This is a genomic window from Pseudomonas sp. CFBP 8770, assembly GCF_014841705.1.
GTDB lineage: Bacteria > Pseudomonadota > Gammaproteobacteria > Pseudomonadales > Pseudomonadaceae > Aquipseudomonas.
The window spans coordinates 39,237-62,404 of record NZ_JACYUL010000010.1; the positions used below are offsets into that span (position 1 = coordinate 39,237).

Annotated in this window: 20 protein-coding genes, 2 tRNA genes and 1 pseudogene; 3 read left to right on the forward strand and 20 right to left on the reverse strand. The window is 60.9% G+C overall.

Going from position 1 to position 23,168, the window contains the following annotated elements:
• Nucleotides 1–23 precede the first annotated feature (23 nt).
• From nusA to rlmE, 10 genes are all read right to left on the reverse strand, one after another.
• The gene (gene nusA, locus IFT98_RS19635) at nucleotides 24–1,505 is read right to left on the reverse strand and encodes a transcription termination factor NusA (RefSeq protein WP_122480184.1); all 1,482 of its coding nucleotides are present in this window, start codon (nucleotides 1,503–1,505) and stop codon (nucleotides 24–26) included.
• A gap of 59 nt (nucleotides 1,506–1,564) precedes the next feature.
• Nucleotides 1,565–2,023, reverse strand: a complete 459-nt coding sequence (gene rimP / locus IFT98_RS19640) for a ribosome maturation factor RimP (protein WP_049858705.1) — start codon at nucleotides 2,021–2,023, stop codon at nucleotides 1,565–1,567.
• Nucleotides 2,024–2,154: 131 nt separating this feature from the next.
• A tRNA-Met gene (locus IFT98_RS19645) sits at nucleotides 2,155–2,231 on the reverse strand.
• A gap of 96 nt (nucleotides 2,232–2,327) precedes the next feature.
• Nucleotides 2,328–2,413 (reverse strand) — tRNA-Leu (locus tag IFT98_RS19650).
• A 54-nt stretch (nucleotides 2,414–2,467) separates the two neighbouring features.
• The gene (gene secG, locus IFT98_RS19655; RefSeq protein ID WP_122480186.1) at nucleotides 2,468–2,854 is read right to left on the reverse strand and encodes a preprotein translocase subunit SecG; all 387 of its coding nucleotides are present in this window, start codon (nucleotides 2,852–2,854) and stop codon (nucleotides 2,468–2,470) included.
• Between the two features lie 4 nt (nucleotides 2,855–2,858).
• Nucleotides 2,859–3,614, reverse strand: a complete 756-nt coding sequence (tpiA, locus tag IFT98_RS19660; protein WP_122796339.1) for a triose-phosphate isomerase — start codon at nucleotides 3,612–3,614, stop codon at nucleotides 2,859–2,861.
• A gap of 66 nt (nucleotides 3,615–3,680) precedes the next feature.
• On the reverse strand, nucleotides 3,681–5,021 hold the full coding sequence (gene glmM, locus IFT98_RS19665; RefSeq protein WP_192051247.1) for a phosphoglucosamine mutase: 1,341 nt from the start codon (nucleotides 5,019–5,021) through the stop codon (nucleotides 3,681–3,683).
• A gap of 16 nt (nucleotides 5,022–5,037) precedes the next feature.
• Nucleotides 5,038–5,889: a dihydropteroate synthase gene (gene folP, locus IFT98_RS19670; protein WP_122480189.1), complete on the reverse strand. Its 852-nt coding sequence runs from the start codon at nucleotides 5,887–5,889 to the stop codon at nucleotides 5,038–5,040.
• Nucleotides 5,890–5,925: 36 nt separating this feature from the next.
• Nucleotides 5,926–7,836: an ATP-dependent zinc metalloprotease FtsH gene (gene ftsH, locus IFT98_RS19675; RefSeq protein WP_122714824.1), complete on the reverse strand. Its 1,911-nt coding sequence runs from the start codon at nucleotides 7,834–7,836 to the stop codon at nucleotides 5,926–5,928.
• 197 nt (nucleotides 7,837–8,033) lie between these two features.
• Nucleotides 8,034–8,678 (reverse strand): 23S rRNA (uridine(2552)-2'-O)-methyltransferase RlmE, encoded by a 645-nt coding sequence (rlmE, locus tag IFT98_RS19680; RefSeq protein WP_192051249.1) that lies wholly within the window; start codon nucleotides 8,676–8,678, stop codon nucleotides 8,034–8,036.
• 100 nt (nucleotides 8,679–8,778) lie between these two features.
• Between rlmE and IFT98_RS19685 the strand changes: the two genes are divergently transcribed.
• A complete protein-coding gene (locus IFT98_RS19685) occupies nucleotides 8,779–9,087 on the forward strand; it encodes a YhbY family RNA-binding protein (protein ID WP_049858703.1) in 309 nt (102 codons plus the stop codon).
• A 142-nt stretch (nucleotides 9,088–9,229) separates the two neighbouring features.
• On the opposite strand, the gene greA is transcribed toward IFT98_RS19685, so the two are convergent.
• The 7 genes and pseudogenes from greA to grpE all read right to left on the reverse strand — a co-directional run bounded on the left by greA (nucleotide 9,230) and on the right by grpE (nucleotide 19,193).
• Nucleotides 9,230–9,706, reverse strand: coding sequence for a transcription elongation factor GreA (greA, locus tag IFT98_RS19690; protein ID WP_122480192.1), 477 nt, complete (start codon nucleotides 9,704–9,706; stop codon nucleotides 9,230–9,232).
• On the reverse strand, nucleotides 9,703–12,924 hold the full coding sequence (gene carB / locus IFT98_RS19695) for a carbamoyl-phosphate synthase large subunit (protein WP_122714823.1): 3,222 nt from the start codon (nucleotides 12,922–12,924) through the stop codon (nucleotides 9,703–9,705). Before carB ends, greA begins: the two co-directional genes overlap by 4 nt.
• Before the next feature lie 125 nt (nucleotides 12,925–13,049).
• Nucleotides 13,050–14,186 (reverse strand): glutamine-hydrolyzing carbamoyl-phosphate synthase small subunit, encoded by a 1,137-nt coding sequence (gene carA, locus IFT98_RS19700; RefSeq protein WP_122480194.1) that lies wholly within the window; start codon nucleotides 14,184–14,186, stop codon nucleotides 13,050–13,052.
• Between the two features lie 349 nt (nucleotides 14,187–14,535).
• A pseudogene (gene dapB / locus IFT98_RS19705) lies at nucleotides 14,536–15,258 on the reverse strand (4-hydroxy-tetrahydrodipicolinate reductase); the annotation flags it as partial.
• Between the two features lie 17 nt (nucleotides 15,259–15,275).
• Nucleotides 15,276–16,403, reverse strand: coding sequence for a molecular chaperone DnaJ (gene dnaJ / locus IFT98_RS19710; protein ID WP_122480196.1), 1,128 nt, complete (start codon nucleotides 16,401–16,403; stop codon nucleotides 15,276–15,278).
• A 187-nt stretch (nucleotides 16,404–16,590) separates the two neighbouring features.
• Nucleotides 16,591–18,510 carry a molecular chaperone DnaK gene (dnaK, locus tag IFT98_RS19715; RefSeq protein WP_192051252.1) on the reverse strand — a complete coding sequence of 640 codons (1,920 nt, stop codon included), beginning with the start codon at nucleotides 18,508–18,510 and terminating at the stop codon, nucleotides 16,591–16,593.
• 116 nt (nucleotides 18,511–18,626) lie between these two features.
• On the reverse strand, nucleotides 18,627–19,193 hold the full coding sequence (gene grpE, locus IFT98_RS19720) for a nucleotide exchange factor GrpE (RefSeq protein ID WP_122480198.1): 567 nt from the start codon (nucleotides 19,191–19,193) through the stop codon (nucleotides 18,627–18,629).
• A 228-nt stretch (nucleotides 19,194–19,421) separates the two neighbouring features.
• Here grpE and recN point away from each other — a divergent pair, with 228 nt between their 5' ends.
• Complete coding sequence (gene recN / locus IFT98_RS19725; protein ID WP_192051254.1) at nucleotides 19,422–21,095, forward strand: DNA repair protein RecN; 1,674 nt, start codon at nucleotides 19,422–19,424, stop codon at nucleotides 21,093–21,095.
• Nucleotides 21,096–21,253: 158 nt separating this feature from the next.
• On the opposite strand, the gene fur is transcribed toward recN, so the two are convergent.
• The gene (gene fur / locus IFT98_RS19730; RefSeq protein WP_122480200.1) at nucleotides 21,254–21,658 is read right to left on the reverse strand and encodes a ferric iron uptake transcriptional regulator; all 405 of its coding nucleotides are present in this window, start codon (nucleotides 21,656–21,658) and stop codon (nucleotides 21,254–21,256) included.
• A gap of 98 nt (nucleotides 21,659–21,756) precedes the next feature.
• On the opposite strand from fur, the gene IFT98_RS19735 reads away from it, so the two are divergent.
• Entirely contained in the window at nucleotides 21,757–22,278 is a 522-nt protein-coding gene (locus IFT98_RS19735) for an outer membrane protein assembly factor BamE (RefSeq protein WP_192051255.1), read from the forward strand.
• A 61-nt stretch (nucleotides 22,279–22,339) separates the two neighbouring features.
• On the opposite strand, the gene IFT98_RS19740 is transcribed toward IFT98_RS19735, so the two are convergent.
• A complete protein-coding gene (locus IFT98_RS19740) occupies nucleotides 22,340–22,651 on the reverse strand; it encodes an RnfH family protein (protein ID WP_192051257.1) in 312 nt (103 codons plus the stop codon).
• Nucleotides 22,644–23,078, reverse strand: coding sequence for a type II toxin-antitoxin system RatA family toxin (locus IFT98_RS19745; RefSeq protein WP_122480203.1), 435 nt, complete (start codon nucleotides 23,076–23,078; stop codon nucleotides 22,644–22,646). Before IFT98_RS19745 ends, IFT98_RS19740 begins: the two co-directional genes overlap by 8 nt.
• Nucleotides 23,079–23,168: the final 90 nt, after the last annotated feature.

Sequence of the window (23,168 nt, forward strand, 5' to 3'; positions counted from 1 at the left end):
CTTCTCTCCTCAGGCCGCGCCAATTACTCGAACCAATGGGCTCGGGCGGCCATGATCAACTTGCCGGCACGATCTTGGTCAATGCCGTCGATGTCGAGCAGGTCGTCAATCGACTGCTCGGCCAGGTCTTCGCGGGTAACTACGCCGCGCACCGCCAGTTCCATCGCCAAATCCTTGTCCATACCCTCAAGCGAGAGCAGGTCTTCGGCCGGATGGGCGTCTGCCAGCTTTTCCTCTGTAGCGATGGCTTTGGTCAACAAACGATCCTTGGCCCGAGCGCGAAGCTCGTTGACGATGTCTTCGTCAAAGCCGTCGATGTTGAGCATCTCTTCCAACGGTACGTAGGCAATTTCTTCCAGGCTCGTGAAGCCTTCGTCGACCAGTACCTGGGCCAGTTCTTCATCGACTTCCAGCTCGTCGATGAAGTTGCGCAGGATGTCACCGGTTTCCGCTTGCTGCTTGGCCTGAATGTCCGACTCGGTCATCACGTTCAGGGTCCAGCCGGTCAACTGGCTGGCCAGACGCACGTTCTGCCCGCCACGGCCAATTGCCTGGGCCAGGTTGTCGGCACCCACGGCGATGTCCATGGCATGGGCGTCTTCGTCGACGATGATGGCCGCGACTTCCGCCGGGGACATGGCATTGATGACGAACTGTGCCGGGTTATCGTCCCAGAGGACGATGTCGACGCGCTCGCCGCCCAACTCGCCGGACACAGCCTGCACACGCGATCCGCGCATGCCGATACAGGCACCTTGCGGGTCGATGCGCTTGTCCTTGGAGCGAACGGCGATCTTGGCGCGCGAACCCGGATCACGGGATGCGGCCATGACTTCAATGAGGCCTTCAGCGATTTCCGGCACCTCGATGCGGAAAAGCTCGATGAGCATTTCCGGCGCGGTACGCGAAAGAATCAGCTGAGGACCCCGGTTTTCGGTACGAATTTCCTTGAGCAGCGCGCGCAAGCGCACACCGACACGGAAGGTTTCGCGCGAAATGATATCTTCCCGAGCCAGCAAGGCCTCGGCGTTGTTGCCCAGATCGACGATAACGTTGTCACGGGTCACTTTCTTGACCGTGCCAGAAATGATCTCGCCCAGTCGTTCACGGTAAGCATCCACCACCTGGGCGCGCTCGGCTTCGCGAACTTTCTGCACGATCACCTGCTTGGCGGTCTGGGCAGCGATGCGACCGAACTCGATGGAGTCGATCTTCTCTTCGATGACATCACCCACCTTGGCTTCGGGGTGCGTCAGTACAACCTTGCTCGGCCAGGTTTCGATGGCCGGATCGTCCAGGTCGTCTTCTTCGACGACTGTCCAGCGACGGAAAGTTTCATAGGAGCCAGTGTGGCGATTGATTTCCACACGAAGATCCACTTCGTCTTCGAAGCGTTTCTTGGTCGCGGTCGCCAGAGCAATCTCCAGCGCTTCGAATATTACGCCTGCCGGTACACCCTTTTCATTGGATACCGACTCAACAACCAGCAGTACTTCTTTGCTCATCGTACGCCTCGCCTTTCGCAAGCCATTGGATCCGCGGGACCCGCAGTATCTGGCACGTCTCAGTCAAAACTGGGAATGATATTGGCCTTGTCGATCGAATCGATCGGCAGCAGGAACTCGTGTTCGTCTACTCGAATCACGACATCCTGGTCCTCCACACCATGGAGAAGGCCCTGAAAGTTGCGTCGTCCTTCGAAAGGGGCGCGCAGCTTTATCTTTACTTGTGCTCCGGCGTACGCGGCAAACTGTTCGATGGTGAACAGCGGGCGTTCCATGCCTGGAGAAGAAACTTCAAGGGTGTATTCGACGGTGATTGGATCTTCAACGTCCAGTACACCACTGAGCTGGCGGCTGACAATGGCGCAATCGTCCACCAGCACTCCGCCCTCTTTATCGATATAGACACGCAAAAGTGAATGGCGGCCTTGAGCCGAAAACTCAATACCCCAGCATTCATAGCCAAGGGCCACGACCACCGGGGCCAACAAGGCCTGCAACTGTTCTAGCTTGCTCGACACCTGAACCCCCTCGTGCATGCTGTGCAAATAAAAAATGGGCGAAGCGCCCATCCCGGATACGCCGTTGAATACCGGCGCTAAGAACTGTCCAGCTAACAAAAAGCCCCTTTGAAAAGGGGCTTTGCTAAAACTGGTTGCGGGAGCTGGATTTGAACCAACGACCTTCGGGTTATGAGCCCGACGAGCTACCAGACTGCTCCATCCCGCGACAAAGCTGGGGCGAAAGTATACGACCGAACCCGTTTTGGGTCAATCCAAGCTTCCACCGACAAGAAAGCCCGCAACAGCGGGCTCTCCTGATAATTGGTACCGAGAAGGGGACTCGAACCCCTACACCCTATGGGCACAACCACCTCAAGGTTGCGTGTCTACCAATTCCACCACCTCGGCAATACAACGTGTGAAACACTTACCGCTTTTGTAACCCTGACACTCTTGCGAGTATCACTTTTGCCCTTGAGCCTGAGGAACGTCGGTAGCAGGAGCTACGTCGGTCTTTTGCTCTTGGAGCACCGGAACATCATCTGCTGCCGGCTTTTGCCTAGGTGCTTCGATGACCGCTGGATCTGGCAAACCTACTTGAGTCAGCTGTTGAGCTTTCTCTTTAGCAAAGTAACCTAAACCCAAGCTGGTTATGAAGAAACAGGCGGCAAGTATAGCAGTAAACTTACTAAGAAAGGTAGAGGAACCTTGGCTTCCGAAGACAGTATTTGATGCACCTGCCCCGAATGACGCGCCAGCGTCCGCACCTTTGCCCTGTTGCAGCAAAACCAGAGCCACAACGCTCAGTGCACCCAACAGATGAAGAACGACTACGACTGTTTCCAGCATTTTCTCAGTTTCCCGCGGCGCGACAGATCGCACCGAAATCATCTGCATTCAGGGAAGCACCACCAATGAGGCCCCCATCGATATCCGGCATGCCGAACAGTTCGGCCGCATTGGCCGCTTTGACGCTACCGCCGTACAACAGCCGCACAGCTTGTGCGACCTTGGCATCTTCTGCCGTCAACTGAGCCCGGATGGCGGCGTGCACATCCTGAGCCTGTTGCGGCGTGGCAGTCAGCCCGGTGCCAATGGCCCAGACCGGTTCGTAGGCAATCACCGCATGGGTGAAGGCTTCGATACCCAAGGCTGCAATGACGCTGCCCAGCTGACGACCTACAATTTCCAAAGTCTGACCGGCTTCGCGCTCCTCAAGGGTTTCCCCCATGCAAAGCACTGGCGTCAGGCCGGCCGCTTGCGCGGCGCGGAATTTCTCGATCAGTTGCTGCTCGCCTTCGCCGATGACCTGGCGACGCTCGGAGTGACCGATCAGAACCAGCGAACAACCGGCATCGACCAACTGGCTCGAGGCGGTTTCGCCGGTCAGTGCACCTTGCTCGGCCTGAACCGCGCAGTTCTGCGCACCGACAGCGATGCGGCTGCCTTGCAGACCCTCGACCACACGGTCGACGAACAACAACGGCGGGAACACCGCAACCTCGACAGAGTCGGGCAAGGACTGTTCGGACAGACCCTTGATCAGCTCGGCGACGCTGGCGCGGGTACCGTGCATTTTCCAGTTACCAGCTACCATGGGGCGACGCATGCTGTACCTCGTCGATCAAAGTGGGCGCAGATGTTACCCAACGCAACGTTCACTGGCAAGCCGTATTCAGGCGCAAACTTCACTCACCAGCCTGGCAAGCTCATCGGCGTAGCCACGCACGACTTTTTCGTCGTCGCCCTCGACCATTACCCGCACCAGCGGCTCGGTCCCGGACTTGCGCAACAGCACGCGCCCACGACCACCCATGGCCTCGGTCACCCGCGCGCAGGCTTGCTTGACCGAGGGGTGCTCGACCGGATTGGCGTCGCCACCGGCAAAGCGCACGTTGACCAATACCTGAGGACACTTGCGCAGCCCCTGACGGGCATGTGCGAGGGTTTCGTCACGACGCTTGAGGGCCAGCAGCACCTGCAGCGCAGCGATGATGGCATCGCCCGTGGTGGTGTGATGGCAGCAGACGATGTGGCCGGAATTCTCGCCACCCAGCTGCCAGTCACGCTCCTTGAGCTCGGCCATCACGTAGCGGTCGCCAACGCTGGCGCGAACGAACGGGATGGACAGGTCCTGGAAGGCCAGCTCAAGGCCCAGGTTGCTCATCAGGGTACCGACCACGCCACCGTGCAGCTTGCCTCGCTCGTGGAGATCGCGGGCGATGATGAACAGCAAGTCGTCACCATCGACGATGGCGCCCGTATGGTCGACCATCAATACGCGGTCACCGTCTCCGTCGAAGGCAATGCCCAGGTCGGCATGGCCTATCAACACGGCAGCCTGCAACGCTTCCATGTGGGTCGAGCCGCAGTTGTCGTTGATGTTCAGGCCATCGGGCGCGGCAGACAGCACGGTGACCTGCGCGCCCAGCTCGCGAAAGACATTGGGCGCGACCTTGTAGGTGGCGCCATGGGCACAATCGATCACCAGCTTGAGGCCGGCGAAATCGGTGGTGGTGGGCACGCTGCTCTTGCAGAACTCGATATAGCGGCCAGCGGCGTCGTTGATACGCGAGACCTTGCCCAGCTTGCTGGACTCGGCCACCGTCATCGGTGCATCCATGAGCTCTTCGATCATCGACTCGACTTCGTCGGGCAGCTTGGTGCCCTGACCGGAGAAGAACTTGATGCCGTTGTCATCGTGCGGATTGTGCGATGCACTGATGACGATCCCGGCTTCGGCATGAAACGTACGCGTCAGGTAGGCAATGGCGGGCGTGGGCATCGGGCCGAGCAACAGGACGTCGGCGCCGGCCGCGGACAGACCGGCCTCCAGCGCCGATTCGAACATGTAGCCGGAGATCCGCGTGTCCTTGCCGACCAGCACGCGGCAGGCGCCCATCTTGCGGAACGCCATGCCGGCCGCCCAGCCCAGCTTGAGCATGAAATCAGGGGTAATCGGGTACTCGCCGACACGACCACGAATGCCGTCGGTGCCAAAATATTTCCTGCTCATAAGTACTCCGTAATTCTTATTCGGCCGCTTCAACGGCGGCGATCATCCGAACGACATCAATCGTTTCGGCCACATCGTGGACGCGCAAGATCTTCGCACCCTTGGTCATCGCCAAGGCCGCCAGAGCCAAGCTGCCATTTAGGCGCTCGGCCACCGGCTTGTTCAGGGCCAACCCAACCATGCTCTTGCGCGAAACACCTACCAGCAAGGGCCGCCCAAGCGCATGCAGCGCCTGCATATGCTTGAACAGGCTGAGATTGTGCGCATGCGACTTGGCGAAACCGAAGCCTGGGTCGAGCAGTATACGCTCTGCAGGGATGCCGACCGAAGCACAGGCGTGCATGCGTTCGGACAGAAAGCCGGCCACCTCGCCCAGCAGGTCGTCGTAGTGGGGATGATCCTGCATGGTGCCAGGCTCGCCCACCATGTGCATCAGACACACCGGAAGGCCGGTGGCCGCAGCAGCGTCCAGTGCGCCGTCGCGGCGCAGCGCGCGCACGTCGTTGATCAAACCGGCGCCAAGCCGTGCACTTTCGCGCATGACCGCAGGCGTGGAAGTGTCCACCGAAATGATCACATCCAGCTCGCGATTGATCGCTTCCACCAAAGGTGCGACACGCTCAAGCTCTTCCACGGCGGATACGGCCCGCGCACCGGGGCGCGTTGATTCGCCGCCGATGTCGATCAAGGTTGCGCCTGCATCGACCATGGCCTGTGCATGGCGCAAGGCCAGATCGCGCTGGTTGAAGCGGCCACCGTCGGAAAAGGAGTCGGGAGTGATATTGAGAATGCCCATGACATGCGTCTGGGCCAGATCAAGAACTCGGTTGCCGCAAGGCAACCGAGTGGGGTATTGCGAAGGGGTCATGTCAAACCTTAGGTATCGAGCGTTGAGGCGTCTGTGTCAGACCTCGGCCGCTGGCCCACCGATGGGTGTTTCAGGACGTGGATCCGGGGCGATGGTCGTGCCCGACGAACCCGAACCACCGCCGGACCAATCGCGAGGCTCACGTGGTGTGCGGCCTGCCATGATGTCATCGATCTGATCGGCATCGATCGTCTCGTACTTCATCAGCGCGTCCGCCATTGCATCCAGCTTGTCACGGTTGTCCGTAAGGATCTGCCTGGCCGTGCCGTAGCACTGGTCGATGATGCTGCGCACTTCGGAGTCGATCACCTTGGCAGTTTCGCCCGACACCGCAGCCGCACCACCGCCGCCGCCACGACCCAGGTAACCCTGGTCTTCGTCTTCCGCGTAGAGCAATGGCCCCAGCTTCTCGGATAAGCCCCACTTGGTAACCATGTTCCGAGCGATCTGGCTGGCGCGCATGATGTCGTTGGACGCACCGGTGGTAACGCCATCGAAGCCCAGCGTCATCTCTTCGGCAATACGCCCCCCGTACAGCGAGCAGATCTGACTGATCAGGGCGCGCTTGGACAGGCTGTAGCGATCTTCTTCAGGAAGGAACATGGTCACACCCAGCGCGCGACCGCGCGGGATGATCGAGACCTTGTAGACCGGGTCGTGCTCGGGCACGACGCGACCGACGATGGCATGGCCCGCTTCATGGTAAGCCGTGTTCTGCTTCTCTTTCTCGGACATGACCATGTTTTTGCGCTCGGCGCCCATCATGATCTTGTCCTTGGCGAGCTCGAATTCCTTCATCTCGACAAGGCGCTTGCCATTGCGGGCAGCGAACAGCGACGCTTCGTTGACCAGGTTGGCCAGATCGGCACCGGAGAAACCCGGTGTACCGCGAGCGATGACCGCAGGGTTCACGTCGTCGCCCAAGGGCGCTTTCTTCATGTGAACCTTGAGGATCTGCTCGCGACCGCGGATGTCCGGCAGGCCTACCACGACCTGGCGGTCGAAACGGCCCGGGCGCAGCAGCGCAGCGTCGAGCACGTCCGGACGGTTGGTCGCGGCAATGACGATGATGCCGTCATTCATTTCGAAGCCGTCCATCTCGACCAGCAACTGGTTGAGCGTCTGCTCGCGCTCGTCGTGACCACCGCCCATGCCGGCGCCACGATGGCGACCCACGGCATCGATTTCGTCGATGAAGATGATGCAAGGCGCGTGCTTCTTCGCCTGTTCGAACATGTCACGTACACGGCTCGCACCGACACCGACGAACATCTCGACGAAGTCCGAACCGGAAATGGTGAAGAACGGTACCTTGGCTTCGCCGGCAATGGCCTTGGCTAGCAGTGTCTTACCCGTACCGGGCGGGCCGACCATCAGCACGCCGCGGGGAATGCGACCGCCCAGGCGCTGGAACTTGCCTGGATCGCGCAGGAACTCGACCAGCTCGCCGACTTCCTCCTTGGCTTCGTCGCAACCGGCCACGTCGGCCAGGGTGGTCTTGACCTGATCTTCGGAGAGCAGGCGCGCCTTGCTCTTGCCGAAGCTCATCGGGCCGCCCTTGCCACCCGCCCCGCCCTGCATCTGGCGCATGAAGAACATGAACACCGCGATGATCACCAGGATCGGGAAGCTGGCTACCAGGAGCTGGGTCCAGATGCTTTGCTGTTCAGGCTGCTTGCCCTCGACCACGACCTTGTTGTCCACCAGGTCGCCGATCAGGCCGTTGTCCTGAATGGCGGGCCGTATGGTCTTGAAGGCATCGCCATCGGTACGCTTGCCGGTGATGACATAGCCATCCACGGCAACGCGCTCGACCTTGCCGTCCTTCACCTGCTGGATGAAGTCGGAATAGTTGAGGGTCTGCGGCTCATTGGGGCTGGAGAAGTTGTTCATGACCGTCACCAGGACGGCGGCGATGATCAACCACAGGATCAGATTCTTTGCCATATCGTTCAATTCGCTACCCTCTGAAGCCTGCTACCCGCAACCCGCGCAGGCGTGCTTCGCATGATGTTCACCGGCCAAACTTACTACATTGCCTACGGCTCCGCAGGCGGCGTCTGTAACCTTTTGTGAAACTTTGACTGCGTAATCTTCGTTTATGCTCAGCATGCCGCGCCATTTAATAAAAGCTATCGACAGCCTCAGACCTCAAGGTCCGGCTTTTCCACGCCCTTGAAACCACGGCCCAGCAGGTACTGCTCGCGCGAGCGGTCACGGGACGAGGAAGGCTTGCGCATCTGGACCTTCTCGAACATCTGCCGAACGGTCTTGTGATACACGTCGAAACCTTCACCCTGGAAGACCTTGATCAGGAAATCACCGCCCGGACGCAGGACCCGGCTGGCCAGGTCGAGCGCCAGCTCGCAGAGGAACATTGCACGGGGCATGTCGACTGCGGCCAGTCCACTCATATTGGGGGCCATATCGGAAATCACAAGGTCGACCTGCGAATTACCGACGGCCTCGAGGATCTGCGCCAGCACTGCATCCTCGGTGAAGTCGCCCTGAATGAAGGTGACATCGGGGATGCTGTCCATTTCCAGGATATCGGACGCGATGAGTCGACCCTGGCCACCAATCAGACGACTGGTCACCTGGGACCATCCGCCAGGCGCGGCGCCCAGGTCGATGACACTCATGCCGGGGCGGATCAGGCGGTCGCGCTCCTGTATTTCCAGCAGCTTGTAGCTTGCACGCGAACGATACCCGTCTTTCTGCGCCATCTTGACGTACGGATCGTTGAAGTGTTCTTTCAGCCAATTGAGGCTTGTCTTGGAACGGGCCACGGGGCACCTCGAATAACGGGTCGTGATTAACTGGGCGGAGCCGAGGGCGCTCGGGTAAACTGGCCGCCGCTTTTTACAAGATCAGATGAAGGGTCAGATTATGCCGCTCACTCAAGAGCAGAAGAAACAGTACAAATCGATTGGTCACCATCTGAAGCCGGTTTTGATGGTTGCCGACAATGGTTTGACTGAAGGTGTTTTAGCAGAATTCGAGCGCGCCTTGAGCGATCACGAGCTGATCAAGATCAAACTCAACATCCTCGACCGCGAACAGCGCCTGCAAGCCGTTGCCGAACTGTGCAAGGTCGGCCGTGCCGATCTGGTCCAGGTCATCGGCAAGATGGCACTGGTTTACCGCAAAAATCCGCAAGTGAACAAGCAACTGTCGAACGTGCATCGCTTTCGCTGATGCCCGGGCCGACCCTCGAGGTCGCGCCATGCGCGCCGCCGAGGGGCCCGGCTGCCCTACCAGCACCCGGCTGGTAACGCCCGATAGCTGGTAGCACTACAGCTGCCAGATGGCGGCGCTCACGCGCCGCCACGGTAGCCGATCAAACGTGGGCAACTTCGACGATCTCGTACTCGATCACGCCGCCGGGGGTTTTCACCGTGACCACGTCGCCTTCTTCCTTGGCGATGAGGGCACGCGCGATGGGCGAGCCATGGGACAGCTTGCCGCCCTTGATGTCGGCTTCGTCCTCACCGACGATCTTGTACTTCACGCGCTCGTCGGTTTCGACATTGGCGATTTCCACGGTCGTGCCGAAAATCACCTTGCCGGTTTTCGGAATCGTGGTGACGTCGATCACCACAGCGTTCTGCAAGCGCCCCTCGATGTCACGGATACGCGCCTCGACCATGCCCTGCTCCTCGCGGGCCGCATGGTATTCGGCGTTCTCCTTGAGGTCGCCCAGCTCGCGCGCCTCGCCGATGGCCTGGCTCAAGCGCGGGCGCTCGACCTTGCTGAGTTTTTCGTGTTCTTCCTCCAGGGCACGATGGCCCTGGACGGTCATTGGGTACTTGATCATGCGTTGAGTCCTGCGTGGAGATCCTGCAAACGGCGCACGGTCTTTTCAGGACCGAACTTGAGCGCTTCACAGATCGCTTCGCCAGCGGCAATGGTCGTGGTGCAGTAGATCTTGTGCTGCAAGGCGTTGCGACGGATCGAGTAAGAATCGGCGATCGACTGACGGCCTTCGGTGGTGTTGATGATCAAGGTGACTTCGTCGTTCTTGATCATGTCGACCACGTGCGGGCGACCTTCGGTCACCTTGTTGACACGACGGACCTTCAAACCGGCTGCTTCGATGACGCGTGCGGTGCCTGCGGTGGCAACCACTTCGAAGCCCAATGCGATCAGGTCGCGGGCCACGCCAGCTACCAGCGGCTTGTCGTCGTCACGCACGCTGATGAAGGCCGTGCCGCCGGTCGGCAGCACTTCGCTGGCGCCCATCTGCGCCTTGGCGAAGGCTTCGCCGAAGGTGTCGCCGACACCCATCACTTCACCCGTGGATTTCATTTCCGGGCCAAGGATCGGGTCGACGCCAGGGAACTTGGCGAACGGGAACACCGCTTCCTTGACGCTGTAGAAGTTGGGAATGATTTCCTTGGTGAAGCCGATTTCCTTCAGGGTCTTGCCGGCCATGACGCGTGCGGCAATCATCGCCAGCGACGTGCCGATGCACTTGGACACGAACGGTACGGTACGCGAGGCGCGCGGGTTGACTTCGATCACGTAGATCTTGTCGCCCTGCAGCGCCAGCTGCACGTTCATCAAGCCGATGACACCCAGTTCCAGGGCCATCTTCTTGACCTGCTCGCGCACTTCGTCCTGCACGTGGGCCGGCAGCGAGTACGGCGGCAGCGAGCAGGCCGAGTCACCGGAGTGAACACCGGCCTGCTCGATGTGCTGCATGATCGCGCCGATGACCACGTCGGTGCCGTCGCACACCGCATCCACGTCCATCTCGATGGCGCAGTTGAGGAAGTGGTCGAGCAGTACCGGGCTGTCGTTGGACACCTGTACGGCTTCACGCAGGTAGCGCTTGAGCTCGTCGAGTTCGTAGACGATCTCCATGGCGCGGCCGCCCAGCACGTACGACGGGCGCACGACCAGTGGGTAACCGATCACGCCGGCGGCGCGAATGGCTTCTTCTTCGCTGCGCACGGTCGCGTTCGGCGGCTGCAGCAGGTTCAGGCGCTGGACCATCTGCTGGAAACGCTCGCGGTCTTCGGCGCGGTCGATGGAATCAGGGCTGGTGCCGATGATCGGCACGCCGGCTTCTTCCAGGGCGCGGGCCAGTTTCAGCGGGGTCTGGCCGCCGTACTGGACGATGACGCCCTTGGGCTTCTCGACGCGCACGATTTCCAGCACGTCTTCGAGCGTCAATGGCTCGAAGTACAGGCGATCGGAGGTGTCGTAGTCGGTGGACACGGTTTCCGGGTTGCAGTTGACCATGATGGTCTCGTACCCGTCGGCGCGCAGGGCCAGGGCCGCGTGAACGCAGCAGTAGTCGAACTCGATGCCTTGGCCGATACGGTTCGGGCCACCGCCCAGGATCATGATCTTGTCGCGGTCGGTCGGGTTGGCCTCGCACTCTTCCTCGTACGTGGAGTACAGGTAGGCGGTGTCGGTGGCGAACTCGGCGGCGCAGGTGTCGACGCGCTTGTAGACCGGGAACACGTCCAGCTTGTGACGGTGACGACGCAGATTCTTGTCGGTGATGCCCAGCAGCTTGGCCAGACGCTGGTCGGAGAAACCCTTGCGCTTGAGGCGGAACATCAAGGCCTTGTCGATATCGGCCAGACCCAGGGTCTTGACCTTCTCTTCTTCCTTGATCAGGTCTTCCATCTGCACCAGGAACCAACGGTCGATCATGGTCAGGGCGAAGATGTCGTCCACGCTCATGCCGGCGCGCATGGCGTCGGCGACGTACCAGATGCGCTCGGCGCCCGGCACGGTCAGTTCGCGCTTGAGGATGCCGTTGGCTTCGGGGCTGCTCAGGTCGACTTTAGGGTCCAGGCCACTGACGCCCACTTCCAGGCCGCGCAGGGCTTTCTGCAGGGATTCCTGGAAGGTCCGGCCGATGGCCATGACTTCACCCACGGATTTCATCTGGGTGGTCAGGCGCGCGTCGGCTTTCGGGAATTTCTCGAAGGCGAAGCGTGGCAGCTTGGTGACGACGTAGTCGATCGACGGTTCGAACGACGCCGGGGTCTTGCCGCCGGTGATGTCGTTCTGCAGTTCGTCGAGGGTGTAGCCGACGGCCAGCTTGGCCGCGACCTTGGCGATCGGGAAGCCGGTGGCCTTGGAAGCCAATGCCGAGGAGCGCGACACGCGCGGGTTCATCTCGATCACGACCATGCGGCCAGTGTCCGGGCAGATACCGAACTGCACGTTGGAACCGCCGGTTTCCACGCCGATCTCGCGCAGCACTGCCAGCGAGGCGTTGCGCAGGATCTGGTATTCCTTGTCGGTCAGGGTCTGCGCCGGTGCGACGGTGATCGAGTCACCGGTGTGCACGCCCATCGGGTCGAAGTTCTCGATGGAACAGACGATGATGCAGTTGTCCTTTTTGTCGCGGACCACTTCCATCTCGTACTCTTTCCAACCGATCAGCGATTCGTCGATCAGCAGTTCCTTGGTTGGCGACAGGTCCAGACCACGGGCGCAGATCTCTTCGAACTCTTCACGGTTGTAGGCGATGCCGCCGCCGGTACCGCCCATGGTGAACGATGGACGAATGATGCACGGGAAGCCGAGCTTCTCCAGCACGGCATTGGCTTCTTCCATGCTGTGGGCGATACCCGAGCGTGGGCAGGCCAGGCCGATGGATTTCATGGCCTTGTCGAAACGCGAACGGTCTTCGGCCTTGTCGATGGTGTCGGCATTGGCACCGATCATTTCCACGCCGAACTTGGCCAGAACGCCTTCGCGCTCCAAGTCCAGGGCGCAGTTCAGGGCAGTCTGGCCACCCATGGTCGGCAACACGGCGTCCGGACGCTCTTTCTCGATGATCTTGGCCACGGTCTGCCACTTGATCGGTTCGATGTAGGTGGCGTCGGCCATGTCCGGGTCGGTCATGATGGTGGCCGGGTTGGAGTTGACCAGAATGACGCGGTAACCCTCTTCGCGCAGGGCCTTGCAGGCCTGGGCGCCGGAGTAGTCGAATTCGCAGGCCTGGCCGATGACGATCGGGCCGGCGCCAAGAATCAGGATGCTTTTCAAGTCTGTACGTTTTGGCATGGTTCTCACTCAATTGCGCAGTTCAGCCGGCTGCCCGCCTGAACTTTATTGGGCGGCGCCCTGGCGGCCTGTCCGTCTTCGACGGGGCCGGCCGGGGCGCGCGTTACACACGGGTCCGACAGTGATCAGCGGCGCTTGGCCATCGATTCGATGAAGCGGTCGAACAGCGGCGAGACGTCGTTCGGACCGGGGCTGGCTTCAGGGTGACCCTGGAAGCTGAACGCGGCCTTGTCGGTCAGCTCGATGCCCTGCAGGGTGCCGTCGAACAGCGATTTGTGGATCGCGCGGACATTGCTCGGCAACGTCGCTTCATCCACCGCAAAGCCGTGGTTCTGGCTGGTGATCATCACCACGCCGCTGTCGATATCCTGCACCGGGTGGTTGGCACCGTGGTGACCATGACCCATCTTGACGGTCTTGGCGCCGGCGGCCAAAGCCAGCAACTGGTGGCCCAGGCAGATGCCGAAGACCGGAATCTCGGTCTGCAGCACTTCCTTGATCGCCTGGATAGCGTAGTCGCAGGGCTCTGGATCGCCAGGGCCGTTGGACAGGAACACGCCATCGGGGTTGAGCGCCAGCACGTCGGCGGCCGGGGTTTGCGCAGGTACCACGGTGAGGTGGCAGCCGCGCTCGACCAGCATGCGCAGGATGTTGACCTTGACGCCGTAGTCGTAGGCGACCACGTGGTAAGGCAGCTCGCTGTTAGGCACATCGGGGTGGCTGTCGGATTTCAGTTCCCAGACACTGGAACGCCACTGGTAGGTGTCCTTGGTGCTGACTTCCTTGGCCAGGTCCATGCCCTTGAGGCCGGGGAAGGCACGCGCGGCGGCAATGGCGGCCTCTTCGCTGATGTCGTCACCGGCCATGATGCAGCCGTTCTGCGCGCCTTTCTCTCGCAGGATGCGGGTCAGGCGGCGGGTGTCGATGCCGGCGATGGCAACCACGTTGTTGGCTTTCAGGTAGTCGTCCAGGGCCATGGTGTTACGCCAGTTGCTGGCCACCAATGGCAGGTCGCGGATCACCAGGCCTGCGGCCCAGACGCGATCGGACTCGGCATCTTCCGGGGTGGTGCCGGTGTTGCCGATGTGGGGGTAGGTCAGGGTGACGATTTGCTGGGCATAGGAAGGATCGGTAAGGATTTCCTGATAGCCGGTCATGGCGGTGTTGAACACCACCTCTCCAACGGTTTGCCCGTCGGCTCCAATGGCTTCGCCGCGAAAGATGCTGCCATCGGCAAGGGCGAGTATGGCTGGCTTAGTCAAGAAGACCTCCCGTAAATAAAGCCTGAAAGGGCGATCGCAGGTTGTAAAAAAGCGGAATGCCGTATGGATACGTCACCCCGCTTCTTTTCATCGAATTATCTGCGCGCTTTTAGTGGACACACTAAAGCTGTAGCTTACAGAAAAGAGGGGTTTTGGTCTACCGCGAATGCGGTGCAGACTTGAGGGAATGCGACTTTGGCGCGCCTCCCCCTTGTAGGAGCGGTCATCGGCCGCGAAGAGGCACCGCGGTGTGTCAGCAAGACCGCGGCGCCTGGTTCGCGGCCGATGACCGCTCCTACGGGAGGAGCGAGCCTGGCGCAGCTGGATCAATGCAGGTCCAGCACGTCCNCTTGGCGAACGTCATGCGGCTGGAGGCCTTGTGGGTGATCTCGACGCGCTCGCCGTCGGCGGCGAACAGCACGGTGTGGTCACCCACCACGTCGCCCGCGCGCACGGTGGCGAAACCAATGGTCTGGCGCTCGCGCGCGCCGGTCTGGCCTTCACGGCCATACACCGCCACCTTTTTCAGATCGCGACCCAACGCGCTGGCGATCACTTCGCCCATGCGCACGGCCGTGCCCGAGGGCGCATCGACCTTGTGCCGGTGATGGGCTTCCATGATCTCGATATCGACGTCGTCGCCCAACACGCGCGCAGCGGTGTCGAGCAACTTCAGGCACAGGTTGACGCCAACGCTGAAGTTGGCGGCGAAGACGATGGGGATATCCTTGCCCGCCTCGGCCAGCAACGCCTTTTCTTCGGCACTGAAACCGGTGGTGCCGATGACCATGGCCTTGCCCGCCTTGCGGCAGAACGCCAGGTTCCTCAGCGTCACGGTTGGGTGGGTGAAGTCGATCAACACATCGAACTCCTCCGCCACCTTGGCCACGTCGCCCGACAGCGGTACGCCGATCCGCCCCAGCGCAGCCAGCTCGCCGGCATCGGCGCCCACCAGCGTGCTGTCCGGCCGATCGACCGCCGCCGTCAAACCGGCGCCGGGCGCCAGCTGGACCGCTTCGATCAAGGTCTTGCCCATGCGCCCGGCGGCGCCCATCACAGCTATACGTCGCATGCTCGAATCCTTATGCCTTACAGGTCGCCGAAGAAACGCTTCACACCCTCGAACCAACCATTGGCCTTCGGCGAATGGGATTCGTTACCCTCAAGCGAAGTGCGGAACTCTTCCAGCAACTCACGCTGACGACGATCGAGGTTGACCGGCGTTTCCACCGCCACTCGGCACATCAGGTCGCCGGCACCGCCGCCGCGCACGGGCGCGACGCCCTTGCCACGCAGGCGGAACTGCTTGCCGGTCTGGGTGCCTTCCGGGATCTTCAGCTTGACCCGACCGTCGAGGGTCGGCACTTCCAGCTCGCCGCCCAATGCCGCGTCGGTGAAGCTGATCGGCACTTCGCAGTACAGGTGCTTGCCGTCGCGCTGGAAGATCGCGTGCTCGCGCACGTTGATCACCACGTAGAGGTCGCCGGTCGGGCCACCCTGCATGCCCGCCTCGCCTTCACCCGACAGGCGAATGCGATCACCGGTGTCGACGCCCGAAGGCACCTTGACCGAGAGGGTCTTGTACTCTTCGACACGGCCTTCGCCATGGCACGAATCGCACGGGTCGGAGATGATCTTGCCCTGGCCATGGCAGCGCGGGCAGGTCTGCTGCACCGAGAAGAAGCCCTGCTGCATACGCACCTGGCCGATACCGCCACAAGTCGGGCAGGTGATCGGCGCCGAGCCTTTCTTCGCGCCACTGCCGTCGCAGGGCTTGCAGTTGACCAGCGTCGGCACACGGATGCTGACCGTGGTGCCGCGCACGGCTTCTTCCAGGTTCAGTTCGAGGGTGTAGCGCAGGTCGCTGCCACGCTGGGCGCCACCGCGGCCATTGCCGCCGCGACCGCCACCGAAGAAATCGCTGAACACATCGCCGAAGATATCGGAGAAATTCTGGCCGCCGAAACCCTGGCCACCACCCCCCATGCTCGGGTCTACGCCGGCATGACCATACTGGTCGTACGCCGCGCGCTTGCTCGCATCGGACAGCACTTCATAGGCCTCGTTGGCCTCTTTGAACGCTTCTTCCGATTCCTTGCTGTCGGGGTTGCGATCCGGGTGATGCTTCATCGCGAGGCGGCGATAGGCCTTCTTCAGATCTGCTTCGCTGGAGCCGCGCTCCACCCCCAGAACCTCGTAATAGTCACGCTTTGCCATAAGTCTTTTTACTCTTTTGGGAGCCAGCACGCAGGGGCGCCGCTGACCGCGCCGCCAACATCCGATCGCTGTCGCATGTTGTTAAAATTCGTGTATTCCAGACACGCCAACGCGGGAGCAAGCCCCCGCGCGGCGACATCCTACCAGTCACCGTGCAAGCACAGTCAACTGGCCGACCAACAAGTGTTTACTTGTTGTCTTTGACTTCTTCGAACTCGGCATCGACAACGTCGTCGTGCTTGCCGGCTTCTTCCGCTGGCTGGGCAGCAGCACCTTCAGGCTTCTCGGCCTGGTCGGCGTACATCTTCTGCGCCACTGGAGCGGAGACCTTGGACAGCTCTTCGACCTTGGCATCGATGGCAGCCTTGTCGTCGCCCTTGACCGCAGCTTCCAGCGCCACGACGGCCGCTTCGATGGCAGTCTTCTCCTCGGCGGTGACCTTGTCACCCGCGTCGGCGACCATCTTGCGCGTCGAGTGCACCAGTGCATCACCCTGGTTGCGGGCAGCGGCCAGCTCTTCGAACTTGCGGTCTTCTTCGGCGTTGACTTCAGCGTCACGCACCATCTGCTGAATCTCGTCCTCGGACAGACCGGAGTTGGCCTTGATCACGATCGACTGGGTCTTGCCGGTAGCCTTGTCCTTCGCGCCGACGTGCAGGATGCCGTTGGCGTCGATGTCGAAGGTCACTTCGATCTGCGGCACGCCACGTGGTGCTGGCGGGATCTCGGCCAGGTCGAACTTACCCAGCGACTTGTTCTGCGCGGCTTGCTTGCGCTCGCCCTGCAGGACGTGAATGGTCACGGCGCCCTGGTTGTCGTCGGCCGTCGAGAACACCTGCGATTTCTTGGTAGGAATCGTGGTGTTCTTCTCGATCAGCGCAGTCATCACGCCGCCCATGGTTTCGATACCCAGGGTCAGCGGGCTGACGTCGAGCAGCAGCACGTCTTTCACGTCACCGGCCAGTACGGCGCCCTGGATGGCAGCACCCATGGCAACGGCTTCGTCAGGGTTGACGTCCTTGCGGGCTTCTTTGCCGAAGAAGTCGGTGACCAGCTTCTGGACCAGCGGCATGCGGGTCTGACCACCAACCAGGATCACGTCGTTGATCGCGCCAACGTCGATACCGGCGTCTTTCATGGCGATGCGGCAAGGCTCGATGGTGCGCTGAACCAGGTCTTCGACCAGCGATTCCAGCTTGGCGCGGGAGATCTTCACGTTCAAGTGCTTCGGACCGGTCGCGTCTGCAGTGATGTACGGCAGGTTGACGTCGGTCGACTGGCTCGAGGACAGCTCGATCTTGGCTTTCTCAGCGGCTTCTTTCAGGCGCTGCATGGCCAGCGGGTCACCCTTGAGGTTCATGCCGCTTTCTTTCTTGAATTCGTCTACGAGGTAGTCGATCAAGCGGATGTCGAAGTCTTCGCCACCCAGGAAGGTGTCGCCGTTGGTGGCCAACACTTCGAACTGGTGCTCGCCATCGACTTCGGCGATTTCGATCACGGACACGTCGAAGGTACCGCCACCCAGGTCATAAACGATGACGGTGTGGTCGCCCTTGGCTTTGTCCATGCCGTATGCCAGTGCAGCGGCAGTCGGCTCGTTGATGATGCGCTTGACGTCCAGACCGGCGATACGACCGGCGTCTTTGGTGGCCTGACGCTGGCTGTCGTTGAAGTAGGCCGGCACGGTGATGACCGCTTCGGTGACTGCTTCGCCGAGGTAGTCTTCGGCGGTCTTCTTCATCTTTTTCAAGATTTCAGCCGAGATCTGCGGCGGTGCCATTTTCTGGCCGTTGACTTCGACCCAGGCGTCCTTGTTGTCGGCTTCGACAATTTTGTACGGGACCATCTGAATGTCTTTCTGCACGACGTCTTCGGCGAAACGACGGCCGATCAGGCGCTTCACTGCATACAGCGTGTTATGCGGGTTGGTGACGGCCTGACGCTTGGCCGACTGACCGACGAGAATTTCGCCGTCGTTGGCATAAGCGATGATCGAAGGTGTGGTCCGAGCGCCTTCGGCGTTCTCGATGACCTTGGCCTTGCCGTTTTCCAGAATGGAGACGCAGGAGTTGGTGGTCCCCAGGTCGATACCGATAATCTTGCCCATGTTTCTTCTCCTGGCACTAAGGCCCGAAAATTTTGGATTTGGTTGCCGCAGCAGTGGTGGCTGTCTGCGGTAGCACTTAAACGCTTGACACTAAGATGGGGGCCACTTGGCCGATTTCAAGCCTGCTCGTCGATCGAAGGCGAAACCGGTGCGGCGGCCTTGCTGACCACGACCATGGCCGGGCGCAGCAGGCGTCCATTGAGCTGATAGCCCTTCTGGAAAACCTTCAAGACACTGTTGGGCTCGACATCCGCGCTTTCCTGCATCGCCATGGCCTGGTGATGCTCGGCGTTGAATGGCTGGCCGTGCGGGTCGATGGCTTCCAGGTTGTAGCGCTTAAGGGTGTCCTGAAACATTTTCAGGGTCAGCTCCATGCCTTCGCGCATCGGACGAATGCTTTCGTCGTCGGCGCTGGACAGCTCGATACCGCGCTCCAGGCTATCGAGCACTGGCAATAGGTCGCCGGCGAACTTCTCGAGGGCGAACTTGTGCGCCTTTTCCACGTCCTGATCAGCACGACGGCGAACATTCTGCAGGTCGGCCGCCACACGCAGCGACTGGTCCTGCGCGGTGGCAAGCTGCTCTTCGAGCAGCTGCACGCGCGCGGTGAGGTCTTCGGCGCCAGCGCTGGCAGCCTGATTAGCGTCTAGATTCTGATCGTCCAGATTCTGTTCATCAGCCATTGGTTCTCTCCTCTCGATAACGTCCGCGAGGTCGACTCGCGCTTCTGACCGGTATATGGGGTCGCAAATTCGCTCTTCAAGGGCTGACGACCAGCGGCTGAGTGTGGGCTTTCGAATGAAGCGATAAAAAACCCAGGCATCAGGCGAAAACGAGCTAAGGGCCGATATTGTCAGCCCCGTGTAAAACACTGTATAAATAACCAGACATTCATGCCTGGGGGCGGTCTTATGCTGGTGCACCTGTCCGTACATAACTATGCCATCGTCGAACATCTCGACCTCGAACTCGAGCGCGGGATGAGCGTGATCACGGGCGAAACCGGCGCCGGCAAATCGATCATGCTCGATGCGCTGGGCCTGGCCCTGGGCGATCGCGCCGACAGCGGCGTGGTCCGGCCCGGAGCAGACAAGGCCGACATCCTTGCCACCTTCGATCTGGTCGACATTCCCGAGGCCAGCACGTGGCTTGCCGAGCGCGACCTGGAAACCGACGGCCCCTGCATTCTGCGCCGGGTGATCACGGCCAAGGGCGGTTCGCGCGGCTATATCAACGGCACCCCCTGCCCGCTCGGCGACCTCAAGTCGCTGGGTGAGCTGCTGATCGATATTCATAGCCAGCACGAGCATCAGTCGCTGCTCAAGACCGATACCCATCGCCGCCTGCTGGATGAATACGCCGGTGCCAGCGATCTGGCCCGGCAGGTGCACCTGGCTGCGCAGAAATGGCGCCAGACCCGCCAGGAACTCGAACGGCTGTCAGACTCCGGCGACGAACAGCGCGCACGTCACCAGTTGCTCAGCTACCAGTTGGAAGAGCTGGAGAACCTCGGGCTGGGCGAGAACGAGCTGGAGCAGCTGGAACAGGAACACAAGAACCTGACCAACGCCGAAGCCCTTTTCGGTATCTGCCGCCAGGTCATCGACCATTGCAGTGAAAACGATTCGGGCAACGTGCTCAGCGCGCTGACCGCCAGCCTGAATCGCCTGGGCGGCGTCAGCAATGCTCCGAACGCGTTGGGCGAAGCGGCCTCGATGCTGGCAACGGCGCAGATCCAGGTCGAAGAAGCCGTGGGCGAACTCAATCGCTTCCTCGACCACTTCGAGGCCGATCCGGCGCGCTTGCAGCATATCGAGGAGCGCCTCGACACCATCTATACCCTGGCGCGTAAACACCGCGTTCACCCGACCGAAGTGGTGACGCTGCAACACCGCTTGCTCGAAGAGCTGGAAGGGTTGAACGCCAGCGACGAGTCAATCGAGCAACTGGGTGAAGAGCTGGCGGCCTATGCACGCCACTACCAGGAAAAAGCCGGTGAGCTGACCGGACTGCGCACCCATGCCGCCGCGCAACTGGCTGCCGCAGTGGAGGTGGAAATCCAGCGCCTGGGCATGCCCGGTGGGCGTTTCACCATCGAGCTGCGCGCCAATGCCCACGAGGACTTGCACCCCAATGGCCTGGAGCAGGTCGAGTTGTTGGTCAGCGCCAACCCTGGCCAGCCAATGAAACCCTTGGCCAAGGTGGCTTCGGGCGGCGAGCTGTCGCGGATCAGTCTGGCAATCCAGGTGATCACGGCGCAAACCTCGCGAGTTCCGACGCTGGTGTTCGACGAAGTGGACGTGGGCATCGGCGGGCCGACAGCCGAGATCGTCGGGCAGTTGCTGCGGCGCCTGGGTGAGCGCGGGCAAGTACTGACCGTGACCCACCTGCCGCAGGTGGCGGCGCAGGGGCACCATCACCTGTTCGTGCACAAGGTGCGCGGCAGTGACGAGACACGTACGGCGGTGTCGAACCTGGGCAAAGGCGAGCGCGTGGAAGAAGTGGCGCGGATGCTGGGCGGGATTGACCTGACCAAGGAATCGCTGGCGCATGCGAAGAAGATGGTGGTTACCGCCAAGGGGTGATGGTGGCCAGGCGGGCCTCTTCGGGGGCACTGCCCCCTCCCACAGGAGGTGTGGCCCTACTCCTGTGGGAGCGGGTTCTGCCCGCGAAGATGCTATGACTGATTCACCCCAACAAAAAAGGCGACCCCAGGGTCGCCTTTTTTGCATCACTTCTGAAGTTACTTCGGCTTGCGCACGTACAGCACCAGGTTGTGATCCACCAGCTCGTAACCATGCTCGCTGACGATTTCCTTCTGGCGGCGCTCGATCTCGTGGTCGGTAAACTCGATCACATCACCCGAGTCGACATCGACCATGTGATCGTGGTGCTCGCCGTCTGCCAATTCGAACACGGCATGGCCGCCATCGAAGTTGTGACGTGCTACCAGACCCGCCGCCTCGAATTGGGTCAGAACACGGTAAACCGTGGCCAGACCCACATCTTCGCCCGCTTCCATCAGCGCCTTGTAGACTTCCTCGGCGCTCATGTGGCGTTGCTGTGCCGACTCCAGCATTTGCAGAATCTTGACCCGTGGAAGGGTCACCTTGAGGCCGGCTTTACGCAGTTCGCTATTATCAACCATGGTCAGCTTTCTCAACGATGCGGCTTCGCAGCATCTCTTAATACGGGTATGATCGGGGTTTACGTTGTCCCAGCCAAGATAGTGGAAGTCGCCCACCGATGCAAAACACCAAGCACTTGCTAACCAGCCTCACCTTCGTGGGACTGCTCGCACTCGCCGGTTGTTCATTCCCCGGGGTTTACAAAATCGACATCCAGCAGGGCAATGTCGTCACACAGGACATGATAGACCAGTTACGGCCCGGAATGACCCGTCGGCAAGTAAGGTTTATCATGGGCAACCCCCTGTTGGTCGACACGTTTCACGCCAATCGCTGGGATTACCTGTACAGCCTGCAGCCAGGCGGCGGCGAACGCCAGCAGGAACGCATGAGTGTCATGTTCAACGGCAACGACCAATTGGTCGGCCTCTCTGGCGATTTCATGCCGGGCGTCAGCAAGGACCAGGCAATTCTGGGCAGCGACACCGACACCAACGCTACGCCCCAGCAGGGCGAGCCACAGAAGGCAGAAGAGCCACCCAAGCCTGGGTCGATGCTCGACGATATTCAGCGCGACGTGGACGGCGTGAAGACAGTCCCCGTCCCGGCACCCCAGCCGCTGGACGTTTCGCCGCAGTAAACAGGCGGTACGAAAAAAGCCCGGTCATGCCGGGCTTTTTCATGGGCGAAGGAAAGTTATCTCAATGCGCTTTGCGCGCTTGCGCCGCCTTGGCCGCGCGCAATCGTCGCACCTCTTTCGGGTCCGCGAGCAAAGGTCGGTAGAGTTCGATACGGTCACCGGATTGCAGCACGTGCTCGGCAGGCGAATCCAGCAGACTGGCGAAGATGCCTACCGGGCAGTGACTGAAATTCACACCAGGGAAACGCTGAGCAATGCCCGACATCTCGATCGCCTGGGCGACGGTCGTGCCCTCAGGCACTTTCAGCCCGATCAATGCCTGATCATCGACCGCGGCATACGCCACTTCGATGTCGATCAGGTGCTCAACCATGCAGTTGCTTGGCGCGCTGGCAGAAGGCATCCACCAAGGTGTTGGCGGCCTGATTGAACAGCGGACCCAAGGTAGCGCGAATGATTGGGCCGGCATAGTCAAAGGACAGATCCAGGCTGATCTTGCAGGCCTTCTCGCCCAGCGGCTTGAACACCCACACTCCGTGCAACTGGTTGAACGGACCTTCTTCCAGGTTCATTTCAATGGAGCTGCCGGGTACCAGGGTATTGCGGGTCACAAAATGCTGACTCAGCCCACCCTTGGCAATGTCCAGGTTGGCGCGCATCAGAGTGTCGGTTTCTTCGAGGATGGTGGTGGACGAACACCAAGGCAGAAACTCGGGATAGCGGGACACGTCGTTGACCAGGTCATACAGGGCCTGAGCAGGATAAGGCAGCAGGGCCGAGCGTTGAATATGGGTAGTCATGCGGGCGTCACTTCCAAAGCTGGGCGGCGGACGCGAGAATCCGCGCCGGCCGAACGACGCCAACGGCGCCTTGAAAATAAGGTAGGCATG